13 protein-coding genes are annotated in these 17,867 nt (G+C 65.7%); 8 read left to right on the top strand and 5 right to left on the bottom strand.

All coding sequences use genetic code 11. The features are described from left to right. Positions 1-42 precede the first annotated feature (42 nt). From RW112_RS03200 to RW112_RS03190, 3 genes are all read left to right on the top strand, one after another. Positions 43-1,683 carry a response regulator transcription factor gene (locus RW112_RS03200; RefSeq protein WP_317780388.1) on the top strand — a complete coding sequence of 547 codons (1,641 nt, stop codon included), beginning with the start codon at positions 43-45 and terminating at the stop codon, positions 1,681-1,683. A gap of 95 nt (positions 1,684-1,778) precedes the next feature. Continuing rightward, the gene (locus tag RW112_RS03195; RefSeq protein ID WP_317780387.1) at positions 1,779-2,126 is read left to right on the top strand and encodes a hypothetical protein; all 348 of its coding nucleotides are present in this window, start codon (positions 1,779-1,781) and stop codon (positions 2,124-2,126) included. Next, positions 2,123-3,214: a flavin-containing monooxygenase gene (locus RW112_RS03190; protein WP_317780386.1), complete on the top strand. Its 1,092-nt coding sequence runs from the start codon at positions 2,123-2,125 to the stop codon at positions 3,212-3,214. Before RW112_RS03195 ends, RW112_RS03190 begins: the two co-directional genes overlap by 4 nt. On the opposite strand, the gene RW112_RS03185 is transcribed toward RW112_RS03190, so the two are convergent. Then, on the bottom strand, positions 3,211-4,179 hold the full coding sequence (locus RW112_RS03185) for a DUF389 domain-containing protein (RefSeq protein ID WP_317780385.1): 969 nt from the start codon (positions 4,177-4,179) through the stop codon (positions 3,211-3,213). The two genes, RW112_RS03190 and RW112_RS03185, sit on opposite strands and share 4 nt — an antisense overlap. A gap of 216 nt (positions 4,180-4,395) precedes the next feature. Between RW112_RS03185 and RW112_RS03180 the strand changes: the two genes are divergently transcribed. The 4 genes from RW112_RS03180 to RW112_RS03165 all read left to right on the top strand — a co-directional run bounded on the left by RW112_RS03180 (position 4,396) and on the right by RW112_RS03165 (position 12,177). Then, the gene (locus RW112_RS03180) at positions 4,396-6,471 is read left to right on the top strand and encodes an acyltransferase family protein (RefSeq protein ID WP_317780384.1); all 2,076 of its coding nucleotides are present in this window, start codon (positions 4,396-4,398) and stop codon (positions 6,469-6,471) included. Continuing rightward, a complete protein-coding gene (locus RW112_RS03175) occupies positions 6,468-8,522 on the top strand; it encodes an acyltransferase family protein (RefSeq protein ID WP_317780383.1) in 2,055 nt (684 codons plus the stop codon). The genes RW112_RS03180 and RW112_RS03175 overlap by 4 nt, the downstream gene beginning before the upstream one ends. A gap of 209 nt (positions 8,523-8,731) precedes the next feature. Next, positions 8,732-10,243 carry an IMP dehydrogenase gene (guaB, locus tag RW112_RS03170; RefSeq protein WP_305941729.1) on the top strand — a complete coding sequence of 504 codons (1,512 nt, stop codon included), beginning with the start codon at positions 8,732-8,734 and terminating at the stop codon, positions 10,241-10,243. 74 nt (positions 10,244-10,317) lie between these two features. Next, positions 10,318-12,177, top strand: a complete 1,860-nt coding sequence (locus tag RW112_RS03165; protein ID WP_317780382.1) for an ABC transporter ATP-binding protein — start codon at positions 10,318-10,320, stop codon at positions 12,175-12,177. Positions 12,178-12,195: 18 nt separating this feature from the next. Here the strand turns inward: RW112_RS03165 and RW112_RS03160 are convergent, their stop codons facing one another. From RW112_RS03160 to RW112_RS03145, 4 genes are all read right to left on the bottom strand, one after another. Continuing rightward, entirely contained in the window at positions 12,196-12,696 is a 501-nt protein-coding gene (locus tag RW112_RS03160) for a hypothetical protein (RefSeq protein ID WP_317780381.1), read from the bottom strand. Beyond that, entirely contained in the window at positions 12,693-13,343 is a 651-nt protein-coding gene (locus tag RW112_RS03155; RefSeq protein ID WP_317780380.1) for a hypothetical protein, read from the bottom strand. The genes RW112_RS03160 and RW112_RS03155 overlap by 4 nt, the downstream gene beginning before the upstream one ends. Before the next feature lie 49 nt (positions 13,344-13,392). Beyond that, on the bottom strand, positions 13,393-14,298 hold the full coding sequence (locus RW112_RS03150; RefSeq protein WP_317780379.1) for a WXG100 family type VII secretion target: 906 nt from the start codon (positions 14,296-14,298) through the stop codon (positions 13,393-13,395). A 221-nt stretch (positions 14,299-14,519) separates the two neighbouring features. After that, positions 14,520-16,421, bottom strand: coding sequence for a S8 family serine peptidase (locus tag RW112_RS03145; protein ID WP_317780378.1), 1,902 nt, complete (start codon positions 16,419-16,421; stop codon positions 14,520-14,522). A 245-nt stretch (positions 16,422-16,666) separates the two neighbouring features. Here RW112_RS03145 and RW112_RS03140 point away from each other — a divergent pair, with 245 nt between their 5' ends. Next, on the top strand, positions 16,667-17,803 hold the full coding sequence (locus tag RW112_RS03140; protein ID WP_043482875.1) for a GuaB3 family IMP dehydrogenase-related protein: 1,137 nt from the start codon (positions 16,667-16,669) through the stop codon (positions 17,801-17,803). The last annotated feature ends 64 nt before the right edge of the window (positions 17,804-17,867 follow it).

Raw genomic sequence — 17,867 nt, 5'->3', positions numbered from 1 at the left:
ACCCCGGCGTACCGTGGCGCTTAAAAGGTGCGGGGAGGCATCATGGCATCGTCTGAAGCCGGCCTTGACCGGGGCCGTTCCGCCTTCGAAGGGCATCGCTGGACCGAGGCCTTCGAGGACTTGCTGGACGCCGACCAGCGCGGCGGGCTTCCTGCGCCCGACCTCGAGCGCCTGGCCACCGTGGAAATCCTGACCGGCAAGTTTGCCTCGGGAATTGACACCCTCACCCGCGCCCATGAGGAATACCTCGTCGTCGGCGATGTGCCCGGCGCGGCACGGTGCGCCGGGTGGATCGGCATACACCTGATGAACGCTGGCCAGATGGCCCGCGGCACGGGCTGGTTTGCCCGTGCCGGACGGCTCGCGGCCGAGCTGGCCGAACCCTGCGCAGTGGAGGGCCTGGTGCTTCTCCCCACGGCACTGGGCATGCTGTTCGGGGGCAATGCTGAAGGAGCCCGCCGGGTCTTCGCGGATGCCCTGGCCGTCGGCGAAAGGTTCCAGGACCGCGACCTGATCTCGCTCTCTTTGCTGGGTACCGGCCAGGCCAGCTTGATGCTCGGCGACATCGGCGCCGGCCTTGGCCTCCTGGACGAGGTGATGGTTGCCGTGACCGCGGGGGAACTTTCGCCGGTCCCCTCGGGAATCATCTACTGTGCCGTTATCGGCAGCTGCCATCTTGCGTTCGACCTGCGCCGGGCCCTGGAATGGACGGCGGCACTGGACCGGTGGTGTGGGGGACGGCCGGACATGGTCCTCTACAGCGGCCAGTGCCAGGCCCACCGTGCCGAACTGTACCGCCTGCACGGGGCCTGGGATGACGCCGTCAGCGCTGCGAAGAAGGCACAGCAGCTGTCTGAGGCGGGGGACTACCAGGCCGTCTACGGCGGCTTTTACCAGCAGGGTGAGGTGGAACGGCTGAGGGGTCAGTTCGCTGCGGCAGAGGAATGCTACCGGCAAGCCGGGCGCAGCGGCTATGAACCCCAGCCGGGGCTCGCCCTGCTGAAGCTGGCCCGCAGCGATATCCCCTCCGCCCAGGCCCTCATCCGCAGGGCTGCCGACGCCGCCGACCTCGGCACCCGCCGCCACCTGCTGCCGGCGCTCGTGGAAATTGAGCTGGCCGCGGGGGACACCGACGCTGCCCGGCGGTCCGCCGACGAGCTTGCCGCCGTCGCGCAGGACTGCGGTATGCCCATGCTGCAGGCTGCCTCCTGCCAGGCCGGCGGCGCCGTCCTGCTTGCCGAAGGAAAGCCCGTTCAAGCTCAGGCGGTCCTGCGGCGGGGTTGGACTCTCTGGCGGGAACTGGGCGTTCCGTTCGAAGCCGCGCGCTGCCGCACCCTGGTGGGCCAGGCCTGCCGCGCATCCGGCGACGACGACTCGGCGGGGATGGACTTCGAGGCGGCACACGCGGAATTCCTTGCCCTCGGCGCTGCCCCGGCAGCTGCCTGGGCAGCCTCGCTCCAGTACACGCACGCGCATGACGCGCCGCCCGAACCACTCACGCCGCGTGAACTCGAAGTGCTCCGGCTCGTGGCGGCCGGCAAAGCCAACCGCGTGATTGCCGGTGAGCTCTACCTAAGTGAAAAGACCGTTGCGCGGCACATCAGCAACATCTTCCTCAAGCTGGGGCTGCAGTCCAGGGTTGCTGCCACCAGGTACGCCTACGACCACGGGCTCACAGGGTAAGCCGCAGGCTGCATACAAATACCCACCCCGGCCCCGGGGCAAGATGCATAATTCTGCCGACGCGGCCGGCAGGGACGCCGACCTAGTGTCGAACTATGAACATTCCCCTCCTGGCCGGCACCTTCTCCACCGTGCTGTTTGCCCTTGGCATGCTGCCCATGCTTCTCAAGGCGGCGCGCACCAAGGACCTGGAGTCCTACAGCCTGAGCAACCTGGTCCTGAGCAATGTGGCCAACGTTGTCCATTCCGTGTACGTCTTCCACCTGCCGGCGGGGCCGATCTGGTTGCTCCACGCGGTGTACGTGCTGGCGTCCGCGCTGATGCTCGTGTGGTGGCTGCGGTACAGGAACGGCCAGCGGGATCCGGAGGCAGGGCGGCCGGGGATTGTCGGGGACAGTTCATGGAAGGTATCCGCAGTGGTTGAACAGGAGGCACCGCAATGAACAACATCGACGGCAACGGCGGGGCGGTCGACGTGCTCGACACGCTGGTCATCGGAGGTGGGCAGTCCGGCTTGGCCATGGGCCACTACCTCAAGCGCCAGGGCCGCAGGTTCCTGATCCTGGACGCGAATCCGAGGATCGGTGACGCCTGGCGGCAGCGCTGGGACACCCTGAGGCTGTTCACGCCGGCAAAGTTTGACGGCCTCCCCGGTATGCCATTTCCCGGAGACGGTTTGTCCTTTCCCGGCAAGGATGAGCTGGCAGATTACCTTGAGGCCTACGCGACCGCTTTTGCCCTTCCGGTCCGCACCGGTGTCAGGGTCGAGAAGCTCTGGCGGGAGGAGGAGGGGTACGTTGCAGTCTCGGACGGCCGCCGGTGGGAAGCCGGCAACGTGGTTGTAGCGACCGGCTGCACGCAGGCGCCCAGGATGCCGGACTTCGCGCCGGGCCTTGACCCGTCCATTGTCCAGCTTCACTCCAGCGAATACCGGAATCCGGGCCAGCTTCGGGAAGGCCGCGTCCTGGTCGTGGGACTGGGAAACTCGGGCGCGGAAATCGCCCTTGAAGTCAGCCGGACGCATCCCACAGTGGTGGCAGGGAAGCCGGGCGGCGAGCTGCCGGTGCGGCACGGCAGGACCGCGGCCCGTTTCGTCTTCCCCGTGGTGCGGTTCCTGGGGCTCCACGTGCTCACCCTCGGCACACCGGTGGGGCGCAAGGCTGCAGCACACAAGCTGGCGCACGCGGACCCCCTGATCAGGACCAAGATCAAGGACCTGGCTGCTGCCGGCGTCGAGTTTGTCCCGCGGGTGACCGGCGTGCAGGATGGGCGGCCCGTTGTGGCGGGCAGTCCCCTCAGCGATGTGTCCAACGTGATCTGGTGCACCGGATACCGCGAGTCCTTTGACTGGGTCGAACCCCGGGTGTTCGGCGACGACGGGCGGCCCAGGCAACACCGCGGCGTCGCCACAGATATGCCTGGACTGTTCTTCCTGGGAGAGGAATTCATGTACGCAGCGGTGTCGGCCACCCTGTTGGGCGCATGCCGGGACGCCAAGTACCTGGCCGGCAGGCTCCCGGCCGCGGGCTAGCCCCGGGCGCGCAACGCCTGGCGCCGCAGCCGCCGGGCCATGTTCTCCGGGAGCCGCTTGGTGATGACCCGGTAGAAGATAAGCACGGCTAGGGCTGCCACCACGATGCCCACGAGGTTCAGCAGCAGCTGCAGGGCGGACCCCGCCGCCTTCTGGTATTCGCCCAGAACGAGGGCAACGGCCACGTACCCTGCGGCGGGAACCGTGGTCACGGAAATGAAGACACCGATCAGCGCGGCAGAGCGACGGCTGATGACGGAGAGCATGCCGGCAGTACCGGCCAGCACGGCAACGATCAGCGAGTACGGGCCGGGGTGGTAGATGAACTCGACGGCGGACCCGGTGTCGAGGGTGTTGGCAGGAAAGAGCCCCAGCGGTACTGACAGCCAGGCCGTCAGCGCCGCCAGGAGCATGGCTACGGGAAAGCCGACCCCCAGTGCCAATGCGGCACTGCGTCCCAGTTTCCATTTGCGCTGGGCCAGCGCGACAGCCAGGGCTGCGAGCGGCCCGAACTCGGGTCCGACAGCCATGGCCCCGACGATGGCGATAGTGGAGTCCGTGACGATCCCGATCGCGGCCAGCTGGGTGGCCAGGACCAGGAACGCCAGGTAACTCCAGGTGAGCCGCGAATCCTCGCCTGTCTGGCGCGTCACCTCATCCCAGATCATGGCGTCCGCGCCGTCGCCGGGCGCTGCGGCTTCAGCCCTGTCGGCACGCCGGGACAACATCAGTTCGGGCATGGAGATGGCGATGGAGCCCAGATCCTGAACCTTCAGGGCATGCATCTTCTCCAACAGTTCCTCAACCGATTCCCGGGCCACATGGACCACCACAACATCGCCGGGCGGTTGGACGGACGCGCCTTTGTGCACGGCCACTTCCGCCGCGCCGGTTTGCTGTGTGCAGCTTTCCACCACCAGGTCGGAGAGCTCGGCGGGGATGCAAATGCGCACCTGAACGATCACTGTGGCAACTCCTCCGGTTTAGCCGGTTTCGCGAGCCGGCGTCGGTACCAGCCTAGTTTCCCGGCCGGCCCCGGCACGGGACCCTCCTCTGGAAACTCCCAGCTTGCAGTGCCTTAATGGAAGCCGGGGGTTCTACCCGCCTGCGCCCGCGATTGGCGATAAAAGTTACGAATCGGTAACATGGATGCTTTGGTTATCCGCTTGAGGGGTTTTTCTATGTCTGTAGCGAGAGCCCTGGCCTCGCCGCGCCGCAGTGGCGCAGGCGTTGCACCGACCCGAAAATCCAAGTACAGGCCTGAAATCCAGGGCCTCCGGTCACTGGCCGTGCTGATGGTGGTCAGCTACCACGTCTGGTTTGGACGCGTGTCCGGCGGCGTGGACGTTTTCCTGTTGATCTCCGCGTTTCTCATGACCCTGCAGTTCGTGGGCCGCTATGAGCAGAACAGGCCGATGGCCCTCATCAAACACTGGCTGCACCTGTTCCGGCGGCTCCTGCCGGCGGCAGTAACAGTGATCGCCGCAACCCTGGCGGCGAGCTACCTGCTGCTGCCACGCACCCGCTGGCTGGACATCGTGGATCAGGCCTGGGCCTCCCTGTTTTACTATGAAAACGCGTTGCTGCAGTCCCGTGCAGTGGATTACTACGCGACGGACCACAGCCTGGCCAGTCCGTTCCAGCACTTCTGGTCCCTGTCGATTCAGGGCCAGGTTTTCATTCTGTGGCCCCTGATCTTTGCCGGCGCTGCGTTCCTGGCGAAGAAATACCGGCTGCATTACCGGATCCTGCTGTGCTACGTCTTCGCCGGTGTCTTCCTGGTTTCGTTGGTCTACTCCATCATTTTCACGATCACCAACCAGGCCCAGGCCTATTTCGATACCGGCGCCAGGCTGTGGGAATTCGCGCTCGGCACGCTGGTGGCACTGGTCCTCCCCGGATTGCGGATTCCGAGGGCCGGTCGCATTGTCCTTGGCTGGCTGGGCATTGTGGCCATGCTCAGCTGCGGGATCCTGCTCAACGTCCAGGCTGCTTTCCCGGGCGTCGCAGCGCTCTGGCCCACCCTCGCCGCCGCCAGTATCATCGCAGCAGGACAAACCGGCAGCCGGTTCGGCGTCGACCGGATCCTGAGCACCGGCCCGCTGGTTCGCCTCGGTGACAACTCGTACGCCTTGTACCTGTGGCACTGGCCCGTCCTGGTCATCGCACTGGCAGCCACGGGCCGGGACCATGCGGGGCCCATCTCCGGAACCGTCATCATTGTTGTCGCGATGGGCCTGGCATTCCTGACCACCAAGTTCATCGAAAAACCGTGGCGGGAGTGGCAGTGGCCGGAAGCCAACCGGCGTCGTTCATTCATTGCAGTGGCCGCATGCCTGCTCGCCGTGGTTGTCCCCTTGACGGGCATCCAGGTGCAGCAGCACCTCGCCACAACCGCGGCGCAGGCCGCCGCCGAACGGAACAACCCCGGTGCGCAGGCCCTTCTTCCGGGATTTGTTGACCGGAGTGACGGTGACGCGGCGATACTTCCGGCAGCGGAGCAGTTGCCTGCTGATTGGGCTACCCTGTCCGGCCCTTGCACCGGTGGTTTGGAGCCCGAAGACGACGCCATCAGGGATACGTGCAGCCAGAGCGGACCATCCGAGGATCCGGTCAGATCCGTACTGGTCCTGGGTGATTCGCATGCGCAGCAGTGGCTTGCAGCCATTGGAAAGTTCGGCGAGGAACAAGGCTGGACGGTGTACGCGATGCTCAAGGGCGGCTGCCAGGTTCAACCCGCAACACCCGAGCTGGAAGAAACAAACCCGGACTGCAAGAGCTATAACGACGCCGTGGCGGAGCAGATTACCCGGAACCCGCCGGACGCCATCATGGTCGTCGGGACCGCGGCGGCTCCGTCGTCCCCCGCGGAAGTCCTCACCCCGGGACTTGAAGAGAGCGCCAGGGCATGGACGGACCAGGGAATTGACGTTGTAGCCATCCGGGACAATCCCCGCTTCGACTTCAACATGGCGGACTGCGTGGTCACAAAAGGCGAGGACAGCCCGGACTGCCGGCCCGCCCAGGCCAACCTCCTGGCGGCCGAGAGCCCTCTTGCCGCCTTGGACGGAAAAGTCCCCGGCCTGGCCTTTGTGGACATGACGGACCTGATCTGTGACGGCACCTACTGCCCGGGGGTTGTCGGAAATACCTTTGTCTACCTGGATAACAACCACCTCACCCGTACCTATGTCGCCAGCATGTCCTCCGTTTTCGGGGAGAGGCTGATGGCGGCCACGGGCTGGAAGGATCAATGACGGCGGAAGTACTGAGCGAAGCCGCAAGGCAAAGAACCAACAAGGCGGACAGGAAGGGGTACCGGCCCGAGGTCCAGGGCCTCAGGGCGCTGGCAGTCCTCATGGTGGTCACCTACCACGTGTGGCTTGGCAGGGTGTCCGGCGGAGTGGATATCTTCCTTCTGATTTCCGCGTTCCTGCTCACGCTCTCCTTTGTACGCAAGGTGGAAAGCGGGAGCCCGCTCAGGCTGGTCAGCCACTGGCTGCACCTCTTCAAGCGGCTGCTGCCGGCCGCCGTCGTCGTTATCCTGGGTGTCCTTGCGGGCACCTGGGCCATCCTTCCCCAGAGCCGCTGGCCGGACGTCCTGGACCAGGCATGGGCCTCACTGCTCTACCGGCAGAACTGGCTGCTCGCGGACTCGGCCGTGGACTACTACGCCCAGGACCACTCGGGGGCCAGCCCGTTGCAGCATTTCTGGTCGCTGTCCATCCAGGGACAGGTCTTTATCCTGTGGCCGCTGGTGTTTGCCGGTGCGGCGGTGCTGCACCGGTTACTGCGGCGTCCCGCGATCAGCTACCGGCTGCTGCTGGCCCTCGCTTTCGGAATGATTTTCGCGGCTTCGCTGGCCTATTCCATCGAGCAAACGGCCACTAACCAGGCCTACGCCTACTTCGACACCCGGACCAGGCTGTGGGAATTCGCGCTGGGCTCCCTGCTGGCGCTGGCTCTTCCGTACCTGAGGCCGGGCCGGCTGCTTCGCGTCATCCTGGGATGGGCAGGCGTGGCGGCCATGGTGTCCTGTGGCCTGCTGCTGACAGTGGACCGGTCCTTTCCGGGTTTCGTGGCGCTGTGGCCGACGGTGGCCGCCGCGGCAATCATTGTGGCCGGCCAGTCCGGCAGCCGCTTTGGCGCCGACCGTCTCCTGAGTTGGAAGCCCCTCGTGTCGCTTGGAGACAACTCCTATGCGCTGTACCTGTGGCACTGGCCGCTCCTGGTCCTCGCCCTCGCCGGCACCGGTGTGGTCTCGCCCAACCTTTTCCAGGGCCTCGCCATCGTGGCGGCCTCCGTGGTGATGGCCGTGCTCACCACACGGTTCGTGGAAAAGCCCCTGCGGGAATGGCACTGGCCGCAACGGCGGATCTGGCGGAACGCCGTCGTGATTGTGGCCTGCGGGGCCCTGCTCGCAGGGCCGGTGTCCCTCTGGCAGACCAAACTGACTGCCGAGGAAGCCGCCGCTGCGGCGCAGCCCAGGGAACTGACTCCGGGTGCCGCTGCCCTCACCCCCGAAAACGTGGGAAAACCGACGCCGGAAGCGAAGATCATTCCGGCGCCGGCCGCCATGAAGAATGAGTGGGCGGACATCGACGGACTGTGCACCGACGCGAATGTGCCGAGTGATCCGCTGCTCTCGGGCTGCCTGCAGAACAGCAAGCCCGAGGTTGTTACCAAACGGATCGTGGTGCTGGGCGATTCGCACGCGCAGCAGTACATGGCAGCGCTGGGGCCGATCGCCAAGGAACACGGCTGGGAAGTGGTCACCCTCCTCAAAGGCAACTGCCGCTTTGGTGCCGAGTCGGCCGAGCGTGACGCCGAATGCAATGCCTTCAACAAGGCAAGCGCCGCCTACGTCCTGGAGCACAGGCCGGATGCCGTGTTCACCGTTGCATCCCTGACGCACAGGGATGCCCCGTTCGAAACGGAAGTTCCCGGCTACCTGGAAGGCATCAAGCCGTTCACCGACGCCGGAATGGACGTGGTGGGGGTCCGGGACAACCCGCGGTTTGCCTTCAACATGCCGGAGTGCGTGCAAAAGAAGGGCGCTGACGCGACCGACTGCAACCCGCCCCTCGGCGAATCGCTCGCGGAGTCTTCGCCCCTGGAGCAATACCGGGGCGTGGAAGGCCTCCACCTGATGGACCTGAGCGACTTCATCTGCGCGGGCGGAATATGTCCTGCAGTGGTTGGCAACGTCTACGTCTACAAGGATGACAACCACCTGACCAAGACGTACGTGCAGAGCATGATTCCCATGTTCGAGCAGCGGTTGCTGGCCGCCACCGGCTGGACCTGATGCCGGATGTCAGGCGGGCCTGAGGCGGCGCGTGCGGTTCCTCACATTACCGCCGCGGAATATGGGGATCGCCGCCGAGGTTCTAGAATTTATTCAATACTTCGGCACCAAGGCACCACCATCTGCACAGGCCAGTCCCGTAATGACGGGCTGGTCATCAGCTGCAACCCCTACCCGTGAACCCCGGAATTAAGGTAAGAGGCGCACTCATGACCCAGCCCGAACACAACCCGTTCGGCTTTATCGGCCTGACCTACGACGACGTCCTGCTCCTGCCGGGGCACACCAACGTCATCCCGTCAGAGGCAGATACGTCCTCGCGCATTTCCAAGCGCATCTCCGTCCAGACCCCGTTGCTGTCCGCCGCGATGGACACCGTCACGGAGTCCCGGATGGCCATCGCCATGGCCCGGCAGGGCGGCCTCGGCGTGGTCCACCGCAACCTGTCGGTCCAGGACCAGGCGGACCAGGTGGACCGGGTGAAGCGCAGCGAATCCGGGATGATCACCAACCCGCTCACCATCGGTCCGGAAGCAACGCTCGCCGAACTGGACGAAATCTGCTCGCAGTACCGCGTCTCCGGACTGCCGGTAGTGGATGAGGGCATGCGGCTGCTGGGCATTGTCACCAACCGCGACACCCGCTTCGTGCCGGAAGCGGATTTCCCCATCCGCCTCGTCAGCGACGTCATGACCAAGATGCCCCTCGTCACCGGGCACGTCGGCATCAGCCGCGAGGAAGCCTCGCACAAGCTCGCCACCAACAAGATCGAAAAGCTCCCGCTGGTTGACGACCAGGGCCGGCTCAAGGGCCTCATTACCACCAAGGACTTCACGAAGGCCGAGCAGTACCCGCTGGCCACCAAGGACGACGAGGGCCGCCTGCGCGTCGGCGCAGCCATCGGCTTCTTCGGTGACGGCTGGGAACGGGCCATGACCCTCGTGGACGCCGGCGTGGACGCCCTCTTCGTGGACACCGCCAACGGCCACTCCCAGGGTGTGCTGGACATGATCCGCCGCCTGAAGTCCGATCCCGCAGCCGCCCATGTCGACATCATCGGCGGCCAGGCCGCTACCCGCGAAGGCGCACAGGCCCTGATCGACGCCGGCGCCGACGGCATCAAGGTAGGCGTGGGTCCGGGCTCCATCTGCACCACACGCGTTGTTGCCGGTGTGGGTGTCCCGCAGATTACCGCCATCTACGAGTCCGCGAAAGCGGCCATCCCGGCCGGCGTTCCGCTGATTGCCGACGGCGGCCTGCAGTACTCGGGCGACATCGGCAAGGCGCTGGTTGCCGGCGCCGACACCGTGATGCTCGGTTCCCTGCTGGCCGGTTGCGACGAGTCACCGGGCGAGCTCATTTTCGTGAACGGCAAGCAGTTCAAGAGCTACCGCGGCATGGGTTCCCTCGGAGCCATGCAGACCCGCGGCAAGAACACGTCCTACTCCAAGGACCGCTACTTCCAGGCCGACGTCTCCGGTGACGACAAACTGATTCCTGAGGGCATCGAGGGCCGGGTGGCCTACCGCGGTCCGCTGGCCTCCGTTGCCTACCAGCTGGTGGGCGGCCTCCGTCAGACCATGTTCTACACCGGCGCCCCCACGGTGGCCGAGCTGAAGGCGCGCGGCAAGTTCGTCCGCATCACCCCGGCAGGACTCAAGGAGTCGCACCCGCACGACATCCAGATGACGGTGGAAGCGCCGAACTACGGTTCCCGCTAATCCCGGTTCACGCGGGCCGCGGGGAACTCTCCCCGCGGCCCGTTTGTGTCGGCGCGCGGGATTAGGCTGGAGCCATGTCCCAACCACGCCACCCCGCCGAACTGAACCCGAAAAGGGAACCACAGCGGCGGCTGGCACTGAGGCCCTACGCCCGGGCCGTCGCGCAGGTGCTGCGGGTCAGCTTCCGGGCCTCGCCTGCCGCCGTCGTGATGAAGGTGGTTGGCTCGCTGATCTCGGCGCTGCTGCCCCTGGTCACCACCTACTTTGCCGCCCTGACCACCACCGCCCTGGCCGCCGCGTATTCCGGCGACGCGGCCGCCGGCCAGCAGGCGATCGTCTACGTCATCATCACGGCCGCGCTGGGTCTGTTCTGGGGTGCCTTCAGCAGCGTGGACCGCTACATCCAGCAGCTCATGAGCTTCCGGGTGGGAGCGATTGTGGGGGACCTCATGTACGAGCGGTTCCTTGCACTCGAGTTCTGGCGCTACGACGACAAGGAAACGGTGGATCTGTACGACCGCGCCAAGCGGTTCTCCGATTCCTACGCCCGGGTCCTGGACCGGATTGCCGCGATCTTCACGCAGCTGGTCTCGGTGATCCTGGCGGTCGGAGCCCTCCTGCTGGTGAGCTGGTGGATCGCCGTGATCGTCCTGGTGGCCATCGTCCCCAGCGTCTACCTGCAGTTCAAGCTTTCCCGCGAGCAGATCGCCCACTGGAACACCCAGGTGGATTCGCGCCGCCAGCGCCGGATGATTGAGACCAACCTGCTGCGCCCCCAGCACATTGCCGAGATGCGCCTGTACGGGATCGTCGGCTACCTCATGGGTCTCCGCTCCCGACTCCGGGACGCTGACGAGAAACGGCGGCTGGATTTCCAGAAACGCTACATTCCCAAGCAGCTGGCGGCGGACGCACTGCAGTACGGTGCCGAGGTTGTGTCGCTGATCTGGGTGGTGGGCCAGATCATCGCCCGTGCCCAGCCGGTGGGCCAGTTCCTGTACGTCCAGCAGATCGTAAGCAGGGCACTGTCCACCGCCAACAACCTCGTCTCTTCACTCAGTTCCATCGACGAGGACCTGGCCAACCTCAAGGACTACGAACTCTTTATGGCGATGCCGGTGCATTCCGAGCACGCCCCGCCGCTGCTGCAGGCCCCCAAAACCGTAGAGCTGCGAAACATCCGCTTCACGTACACCGGCAGCGACATCGAAGTGATCCGCGGCATCAGCATGACCATCCGCGAGGGCCAGCACATCGCCATCGTGGGAGAGAACGGCGCCGGCAAGTCCACCCTCATCCGCATCCTGGCGGGGCTGTACCACCCGGATTCGGGTCAGGTGATGCTCGACGGCGTCGACCTCGCCGCCGTCGACGTCAAGTCCTGGCACCGCCACCTGGCGGTGTTGAGCCAGGAATTCCTCAAGTATGAGTTCGCCACGGCAGCGGAGAACATTCTGTTCGGCGATGTCGATTCGCCGCGGGACGATGAGCGGATCCGGCGGGCGGCGTCCGACGCCGAGGCCCTCGAGTTCATCAACAAGCTGCCCAACGGCCTGGACAACCACGTCAGCAACTGGATGGAGGATCCCCGCGGACGCAAGGGCAGCGGACTGAGCGGAGGCCAGTGGCAGCGCCTGGCGATGGCCCGGAACTTCTACCGGAACGCCACCTTTATGGTGATGGACGAGCCGACGTCGGCGATCGACGCCCTCGCCGAACACCGCATTTTCACCCGTCTCTTCGCCGACCGCAGCAGCACCATCATCGCCATCAGCCACCGGCTCGCGACGATCGAGAAGGCGGACGTTGTCTACATGCTCGAGGACGGCAGCATTGTGGAACAGGGAACCCATAAGGAGCTGGTGGCGCTCCGGGGCCGCTACTTCAGGATGTTCGAATCCCAGCTGGCCGTGGACGAAGCCGAGGGCGTCTGACCGGTGCCCCGGGCGTCCTCAGCGGCGTTCGAGCCACCGGGCATACAGTTCGGCACTGTTCGTCATGAGCCAGCGGGTATATGCCAGGCCTGCGGCCACCCCCAGTGGCAGCGTTATGAGCATTCCCAGGATGGGTAGCGTTTCCGGCCAGCCGCCCTTGGGCGTGAACAGCACAAGGGCGGCTATGCCCAATGCGCTGGCGATCAGGAAGGTCCGTATCATGCCAGGCGTGATCCGGATTCCCTGCTCCACCCGGGGGATGTCCGAAGCAGGCTTTGGAGCCTTGCGCGTAAACCGCGGCCACACTGTGAAGACCCAACCCAGGGACGCGAAGACTGCGCCGAGGACTGCCATGAAGAGTCCTAGTTCCGGGCTTTGCCCGAGGACCAGTGCGAGTCCCGCGTGCACTGCTCCCGAGATCGCCAGCACTCCGGGATACCACCAGGCAGAGAAAACCCAGGACCGGCGCTGGGCGAAACCGAAGGCCGTCGCACGGGGATCCGTGGCCGTGCCCGTCATGCCGGCACCGACAGGAGCGCACGGACTGCCGCCCCGGGCTGTTCCCCGGCCGCAAGATCCCTCACCGTCAGCTGGCCGCTGTCGTCGTGCGGCGCTGCGGCCAGTTGGAGGACACCGTTCTCGAGCACCTTAATGTTTGCGATGACGGGCTCAGCCCCGCCGTCGTAGCGGCGGGACGTTACGATCCCGCCGGACGGCGCCGCGGCTTCCGCGACGGCGTCGTTGACTGTGGCCTCCACCATGTCCATGATGGCCGCACCTTCATTCATGGGCAGGCAGACGTACTCACTCAGGGGACGCAGGAAGAGTGCCACCCGGCCAACCGGGGAGTCTGCTATGTAAGCCGGTGCCACCGAGTCCGGTCCAACCCTGGTGATGTCGAACCACAGCGTTGCGGAGCTGAAGACCCGGGCGAGGTGGCGGGCGGGGCCGTGAAGGCTGACCTTCTCACCATCAACCGAGGCGGTATCCCTGACATTCAGGGTGCCGACACCGGCCCGGACCAGGTCGTGGTCGTCCGGCAGGTCCGCCAGCCCCAGCGCCCGGCGGGTCAGTCGCGTGCCGGGTCCCGGCTCGAACGCGAGCAACGCCAAAATTTCGTGGCTCGTGACGCGGTACGCCGCGTCGGGCAGTTTCTGCTCAGTCATGAAGTCCTTTTATCCGCTGGTGCCGCATCTTTCTCAGGGCGCCGCTCTGCTAACCGAATCCGAGCTTACCGCCCGCCCACCCCAGGGCGTCCTTGGCACCGTTGGCAAGGTCCTTGACCCCGCCCACTACCCCCGAACCGAAGTCCCAGATCCTCTTGGTGACCGGAACATCGCCGGACGCCATGGAAGCAAGACCCCACAGTAGTCCGGCGCCGCCAATGGCGGCCGCGACGGGCAGGCCTACGCCGGTTGCAGCGGCTATGCCGGCGGCCAGGGCAAGGCCTCCTCCTACGGCGCCATCGGCCACGCGGAACGGATCACGGTTCTCGTAGCCCGACATGATGTCCAGGACGCCGAGACCCATGCCCAGCACCACAAGGCCCTTGCCTACCACCTTCATGGAGTCGAAAAACTTGCTGGTGCCGGCTTCGACTTTCGCCAGGTCGATGTTCCAGTTGAACTTGTCGGCCACGAACTGAAGTGCGCTCGTGATCTTCGACGCCCCGCTGCCGTCGTCAGCCCCCCACTTCTCCAGCAGCCATTCAAGTCCCGAAGGCGCGTGTTCGTAGTTCGGGTCCGTAAAGGCATCGCCCCAATTCCGTACCGCAGCCGGCGTCGACTGGGATGCCGGTGCCGGGGCACCCGGAGCAGGGGACGCCGGCGCAGTGGAGGAAGTATCGCCTCCGCCTTCGCTGGCTCGTTCCTGCTGGCTGGCGTGGGCGAGCAGGACCTTCGACTGGCTGTTGAGGGACTCCGAGGACCGGTTCAGCATGGGTCGCAGGGTGGAAGTCCATTCACTGCGGAACTTGTCCCCGTCTGAGCCCTTCCACGCAGCAGACTGAACGAGGGAATTGACGCTGGATTCCACGTTCTTCAGCCGGGTCCCTGATTGCCCCAGGGATTTTGACAGTGCCCGAAGCTGTTCGATGTCAGCACCGTAAAAGCCTGGCGCCATAGTTTCTCCCCAAATTGTCCCTGCCGGTGATACCCGCGTGCGGTGTGTCAGTTCAAACTATTCCATGATCCGACGCCACGCGATGGGGACTTGTCCCCGGGGTTGGTTGTCGGGGTCTGACTGCAGTACCAGACTGAAGGCCGGGGTACTTCACGCAGGAACCGCCGGCGGCGCAAAGTTGCGCAGCCGGCGGTTCCCTCAACGCTTGTTCCCTCGTGGGGCTAGGAGGTGGTCACCGACGTGTCATCAAGGAAGAAATACGTCGACAGCGATGAATCTTCAACGCCCAGGAAGCGTAGGGTCACGCTCTTGCCCTTGTAGGCGGAAAGGTCCAGCTGCTTCTGGACGTAGCCGGTTGACTCGTTGAGGTTGGAGTACGTGGCCAGCGTGGCGGTGGTTCCGCCGCTGATGACCTGGACTTTGAGGGTGTCGTAGGCGGTGCTGGAGGTGGTTTCGTCCGACTGCACCTTCAAGTAGAAGGACAGCTGCGCGGCAGACACGGTGGAGGGGACAGTAAACGCCTGGTCGAGCTTGTACGACGTTGCCTGGCCCCAGCCGTTGAGCCCGGCGAACCGCGTGCCCGTCCGGGCATTGGCTCCGGTCTCAAAAGTGTCGGCATGGTCGGAGGTCCACGAGACCGCGCCCTCTTCGAAGCCCGGGTTCAGCAACAGGTTGCCCGACGGCGGGGGAGTGGTCCCGCCGAGCAGGCCCATGGTCTTGGTGGCGTCCGAGAGTCCTGCGCCGCAGCCGATGGTGCAGCCGCCCGGCATGGTCCGGGTTCCCTGCTTGAGCGTGGACTCGACCTGTGCCGGGGTGAGTGAGGACGTCTTGGATTTCATCAGCGCGGCGAGCCCGGCCACGTGGGGAGCAGCCATGGAGGTGCCCTGGTAGTTGGCGTAACCGGCAGCGGACGGCGTGGTGGTGCCCGTGTTGATGGTGGAAAGGATGCCGCCGCCGGTCACCCTGACGTCGCCGCCCGGCGCGGTCAGGTCGACCGTGGCGCCGTAGTTGGAATAGTAGGAAAGGCTGCCGCTCGGGTTGCTGGCAGCCACGCTCACAACACTGTTGCAGTTCGCGGGCCGGAATCCGGAAGCGTCCTGGTTGCTGTTGCCGGCTGCGACCACGACGGTGGCTCCGCGGGACACCGCGGAATCGATGGCAGCCTGGTACGTGCTGCCGCAGGCGCCGGATCCGCCCAGGCTCATGTTGATGACCTTCGCGGGGTTGGCGTTGGCCGGGATGCCCGTGACCGTTCCGCCGGCCGACCAGATGATCGCATCGGCAATGTCGGACAGTGATCCGCCGCACTTGGCCAGGACCCGGACGGGCACCACCTTGGCGTTGGGGGCGACGCCGGCAACACCCGTGGCGTTGCCGGTTACGGCTGCCACGGTGCCGGCGACGTGCGTGCCGTGCCAGGAACTGTTGCCGGCCGTCGTTTGCCCGCACTCTCCGGCGGCGTACCAGTCGCCCTGGTCCTGTGCGTTGGCGTCGCGGCCGTTGCCGTCGCGCGCCGCGGTGGCGTCGGAGACGAAGTCATAGCCCGGGAGCACATTCGCGTCGAGGTCGGCGTGGGCCGTGATCCCGGTGTCGATAACAGCCACTGTCACGCCCGTCCCGGTGGCGACGTCCCAAGCGCCGGGGATCCGCATTCCGTTCGTGGCGGTGAAATCCCACTGCTCCCCGTAGCGGGGGTCGTTCGGCGTGAGCGCAACGGTCATCCGGGCGTCAGGCTCAACGGACTCCACCGCCCCGGTTGCCGCAATGTCCGCCATGAAATCCCGGGCAGCCTGCCCGGACAGTGCCTTGTCCGCCTCGATCAGCGTTCCGCCGGTAGCCAGGGTGCGTACTTCCTTCACGGTCACTCCTTGGGAGCCGGCCGCCTTGCCCCACGCATTGGCGCGTCCGTTCGGGGTGGCGTTTGCCGCCGTCTCCTTGTAATCCACAATGAATTTCGTATAGGCCTCGCCGGAGGCGACGTCCTGGACCGTGGCGGTTTGGGCCGCGGCCGGACCGGCTGCAGCGTCCCCGCCTTCAGTGGTGGCGAAGACCGGGGAACTGGTGAAGGCCAGTGTGCCGACTGCTGCGGCGAGGGACAGGGCCACGATGCGGTGGCGCCTCATTGATGCACTTCCTGCTCTTCCCAAAGGGTTTCTTCTTTCTCGGAACGGGGCACACGGGTGGCCCGGATGGGGAGTGATGGATGGTCACGTGGTGGATCAGGTGGTAACCGAGAGTAAACGTAAAGGTATTTTCATAACTTGTAAACGGTTGACAAAACATGTCAATAAAGGGTGGACTATCAGTTTCCGGGATGCCCGCGGAGGCGTCGCCCGCCCTATCCCGCGTGGTCAAGTAAAGTGGTCACGTGACTTATGAGATTGAGATTGGCCGTGGCAAGCGTGGGCGTCGTGCCTACTCCCTGGATGACATCGCGATCGTCCCCAACCGTCGTACGCGTGATCCCAAGGACGTTTCGGTCTCGTGGCAGATAGATGCCTACAAGTTCGACATGCCGGTGATCGCGGCGCCCATGGACTCGGCGATGTCGCCCGAGACAGCCATTGCCCTGGGGCGCCTCGGCGGCCTGGGCGTGCTGGACCTTGAGGGTCTCTGGACCCGGTACGAGGACCCCCAGTCGGTGCTTGACCAGATCGGGGCGCTGGAGGACGAGACCAACAGCCCGGCCGTCACCCGGCGGATGCAGGAGCTGTACCAGGCGCCGATCCAGCCGGAACTGATTACCTCCCGCCTGGCCGAGATCCGGGCCGCCGGCGTGACGGTGGCCGGCTCGCTCACCCCGCAGCGCACGCAGGAGCACTACAAGACTGTCGTCGCGGCCGGCGTGGACATCTTCGTGATCCGGGGGACCACGGTTTCGGCCGAGCACGTCTCCAAGGACCATGAGCCGCTGAACCTCAAGCAGTTCATCTATGAGCTCGATGTCCCGGTCATTGTGGGCGGCGCGGCCGGATACACCCCCGCCCTCCACCTCATGCGCACCGGCGCCGCCGGCGTGCTGGTGGGCTTCGGCGGTGGCGCCACCACAACCACCCGCCGCGCCCTGGGCATCCACTCGCCCATGGCTTCCGCCATTTCCGACGTCGCCGCGGCCCGCCGCGACTACATGGATGAGTCCGGCGGCCGCTACGTTCATGTGATTGCCGACGGCGGCATGGGTTCCTCCGGCGACATCGTCAAGGCCATTGCCATGGGCGCTGACGCCGTGATGCTCGGGAGCGCGCTGGCGCGCGCCGAAGAAGCGCCGGGCAAGGGCTGGCACTGGGGCCAGGAGGCCCACCACCTGGAACTCCCGCGCGGCGACAGGGTCAACGTCGGCACTGTGGGCCCGCTCGAGGAGGTCCTTTTCGGTCCCGGCCACCACACCAACGGCACGTCCAACCTGATCGGCGCCCTCCGCCGCTCCATGGCAACCACAGGCTATTCGGACCTGAAGGAATTCCAGCGGGTCGACGTCGTCGTGTCCCCCTACTCCGGAAACTGAAACGCCACCCAAAAATAACCCGCCACCTCCACGACCGGGCCGGTCCCGGGGCCCCGGGACCGGC

Source organism: Arthrobacter sp. B10-11, from assembly GCF_033142195.1.
GTDB lineage: Bacteria > Actinomycetota > Actinomycetes > Actinomycetales > Micrococcaceae > Arthrobacter > Arthrobacter oryzae_C.
Note: the sequence above shows the minus strand (reverse complement) of the source record. Positions and strands in the feature narration are given on the sequence as shown.

Coding starts and splice junctions, on each gene's coding strand:
- guaB (WP_305941729.1), top strand. CDS start 8,732: ATGACCCAGCCCGAACACAACCCGTTCGGCTTTATCGGCCTGACCTAC.
- RW112_RS03195 (WP_317780387.1), top strand. CDS start 1,779: ATGAACATTCCCCTCCTGGCCGGCACCTTCTCCACCGTGCTGTTTGCC.
- RW112_RS03190 (WP_317780386.1), top strand. CDS start 2,123: ATGAACAACATCGACGGCAACGGCGGGGCGGTCGACGTGCTCGACACG.
- RW112_RS03200 (WP_317780388.1), top strand. CDS start 43: ATGGCATCGTCTGAAGCCGGCCTTGACCGGGGCCGTTCCGCCTTCGAA.
- RW112_RS03145 (WP_317780378.1), bottom strand. CDS start 16,421: ATGAGGCGCCACCGCATCGTGGCCCTGTCCCTCGCCGCAGCAGTCGGC.
- RW112_RS03150 (WP_317780379.1), bottom strand. CDS start 14,298: ATGGCGCCAGGCTTTTACGGTGCTGACATCGAACAGCTTCGGGCACTG.
- RW112_RS03160 (WP_317780381.1), bottom strand. CDS start 12,696: ATGACGGGCACGGCCACGGATCCCCGTGCGACGGCCTTCGGTTTCGCC.
- RW112_RS03180 (WP_317780384.1), top strand. CDS start 4,396: ATGTCTGTAGCGAGAGCCCTGGCCTCGCCGCGCCGCAGTGGCGCAGGC.
- RW112_RS03175 (WP_317780383.1), top strand. CDS start 6,468: ATGACGGCGGAAGTACTGAGCGAAGCCGCAAGGCAAAGAACCAACAAG.
- RW112_RS03155 (WP_317780380.1), bottom strand. CDS start 13,343: ATGACTGAGCAGAAACTGCCCGACGCGGCGTACCGCGTCACGAGCCAC.
- RW112_RS03165 (WP_317780382.1), top strand. CDS start 10,318: ATGTCCCAACCACGCCACCCCGCCGAACTGAACCCGAAAAGGGAACCA.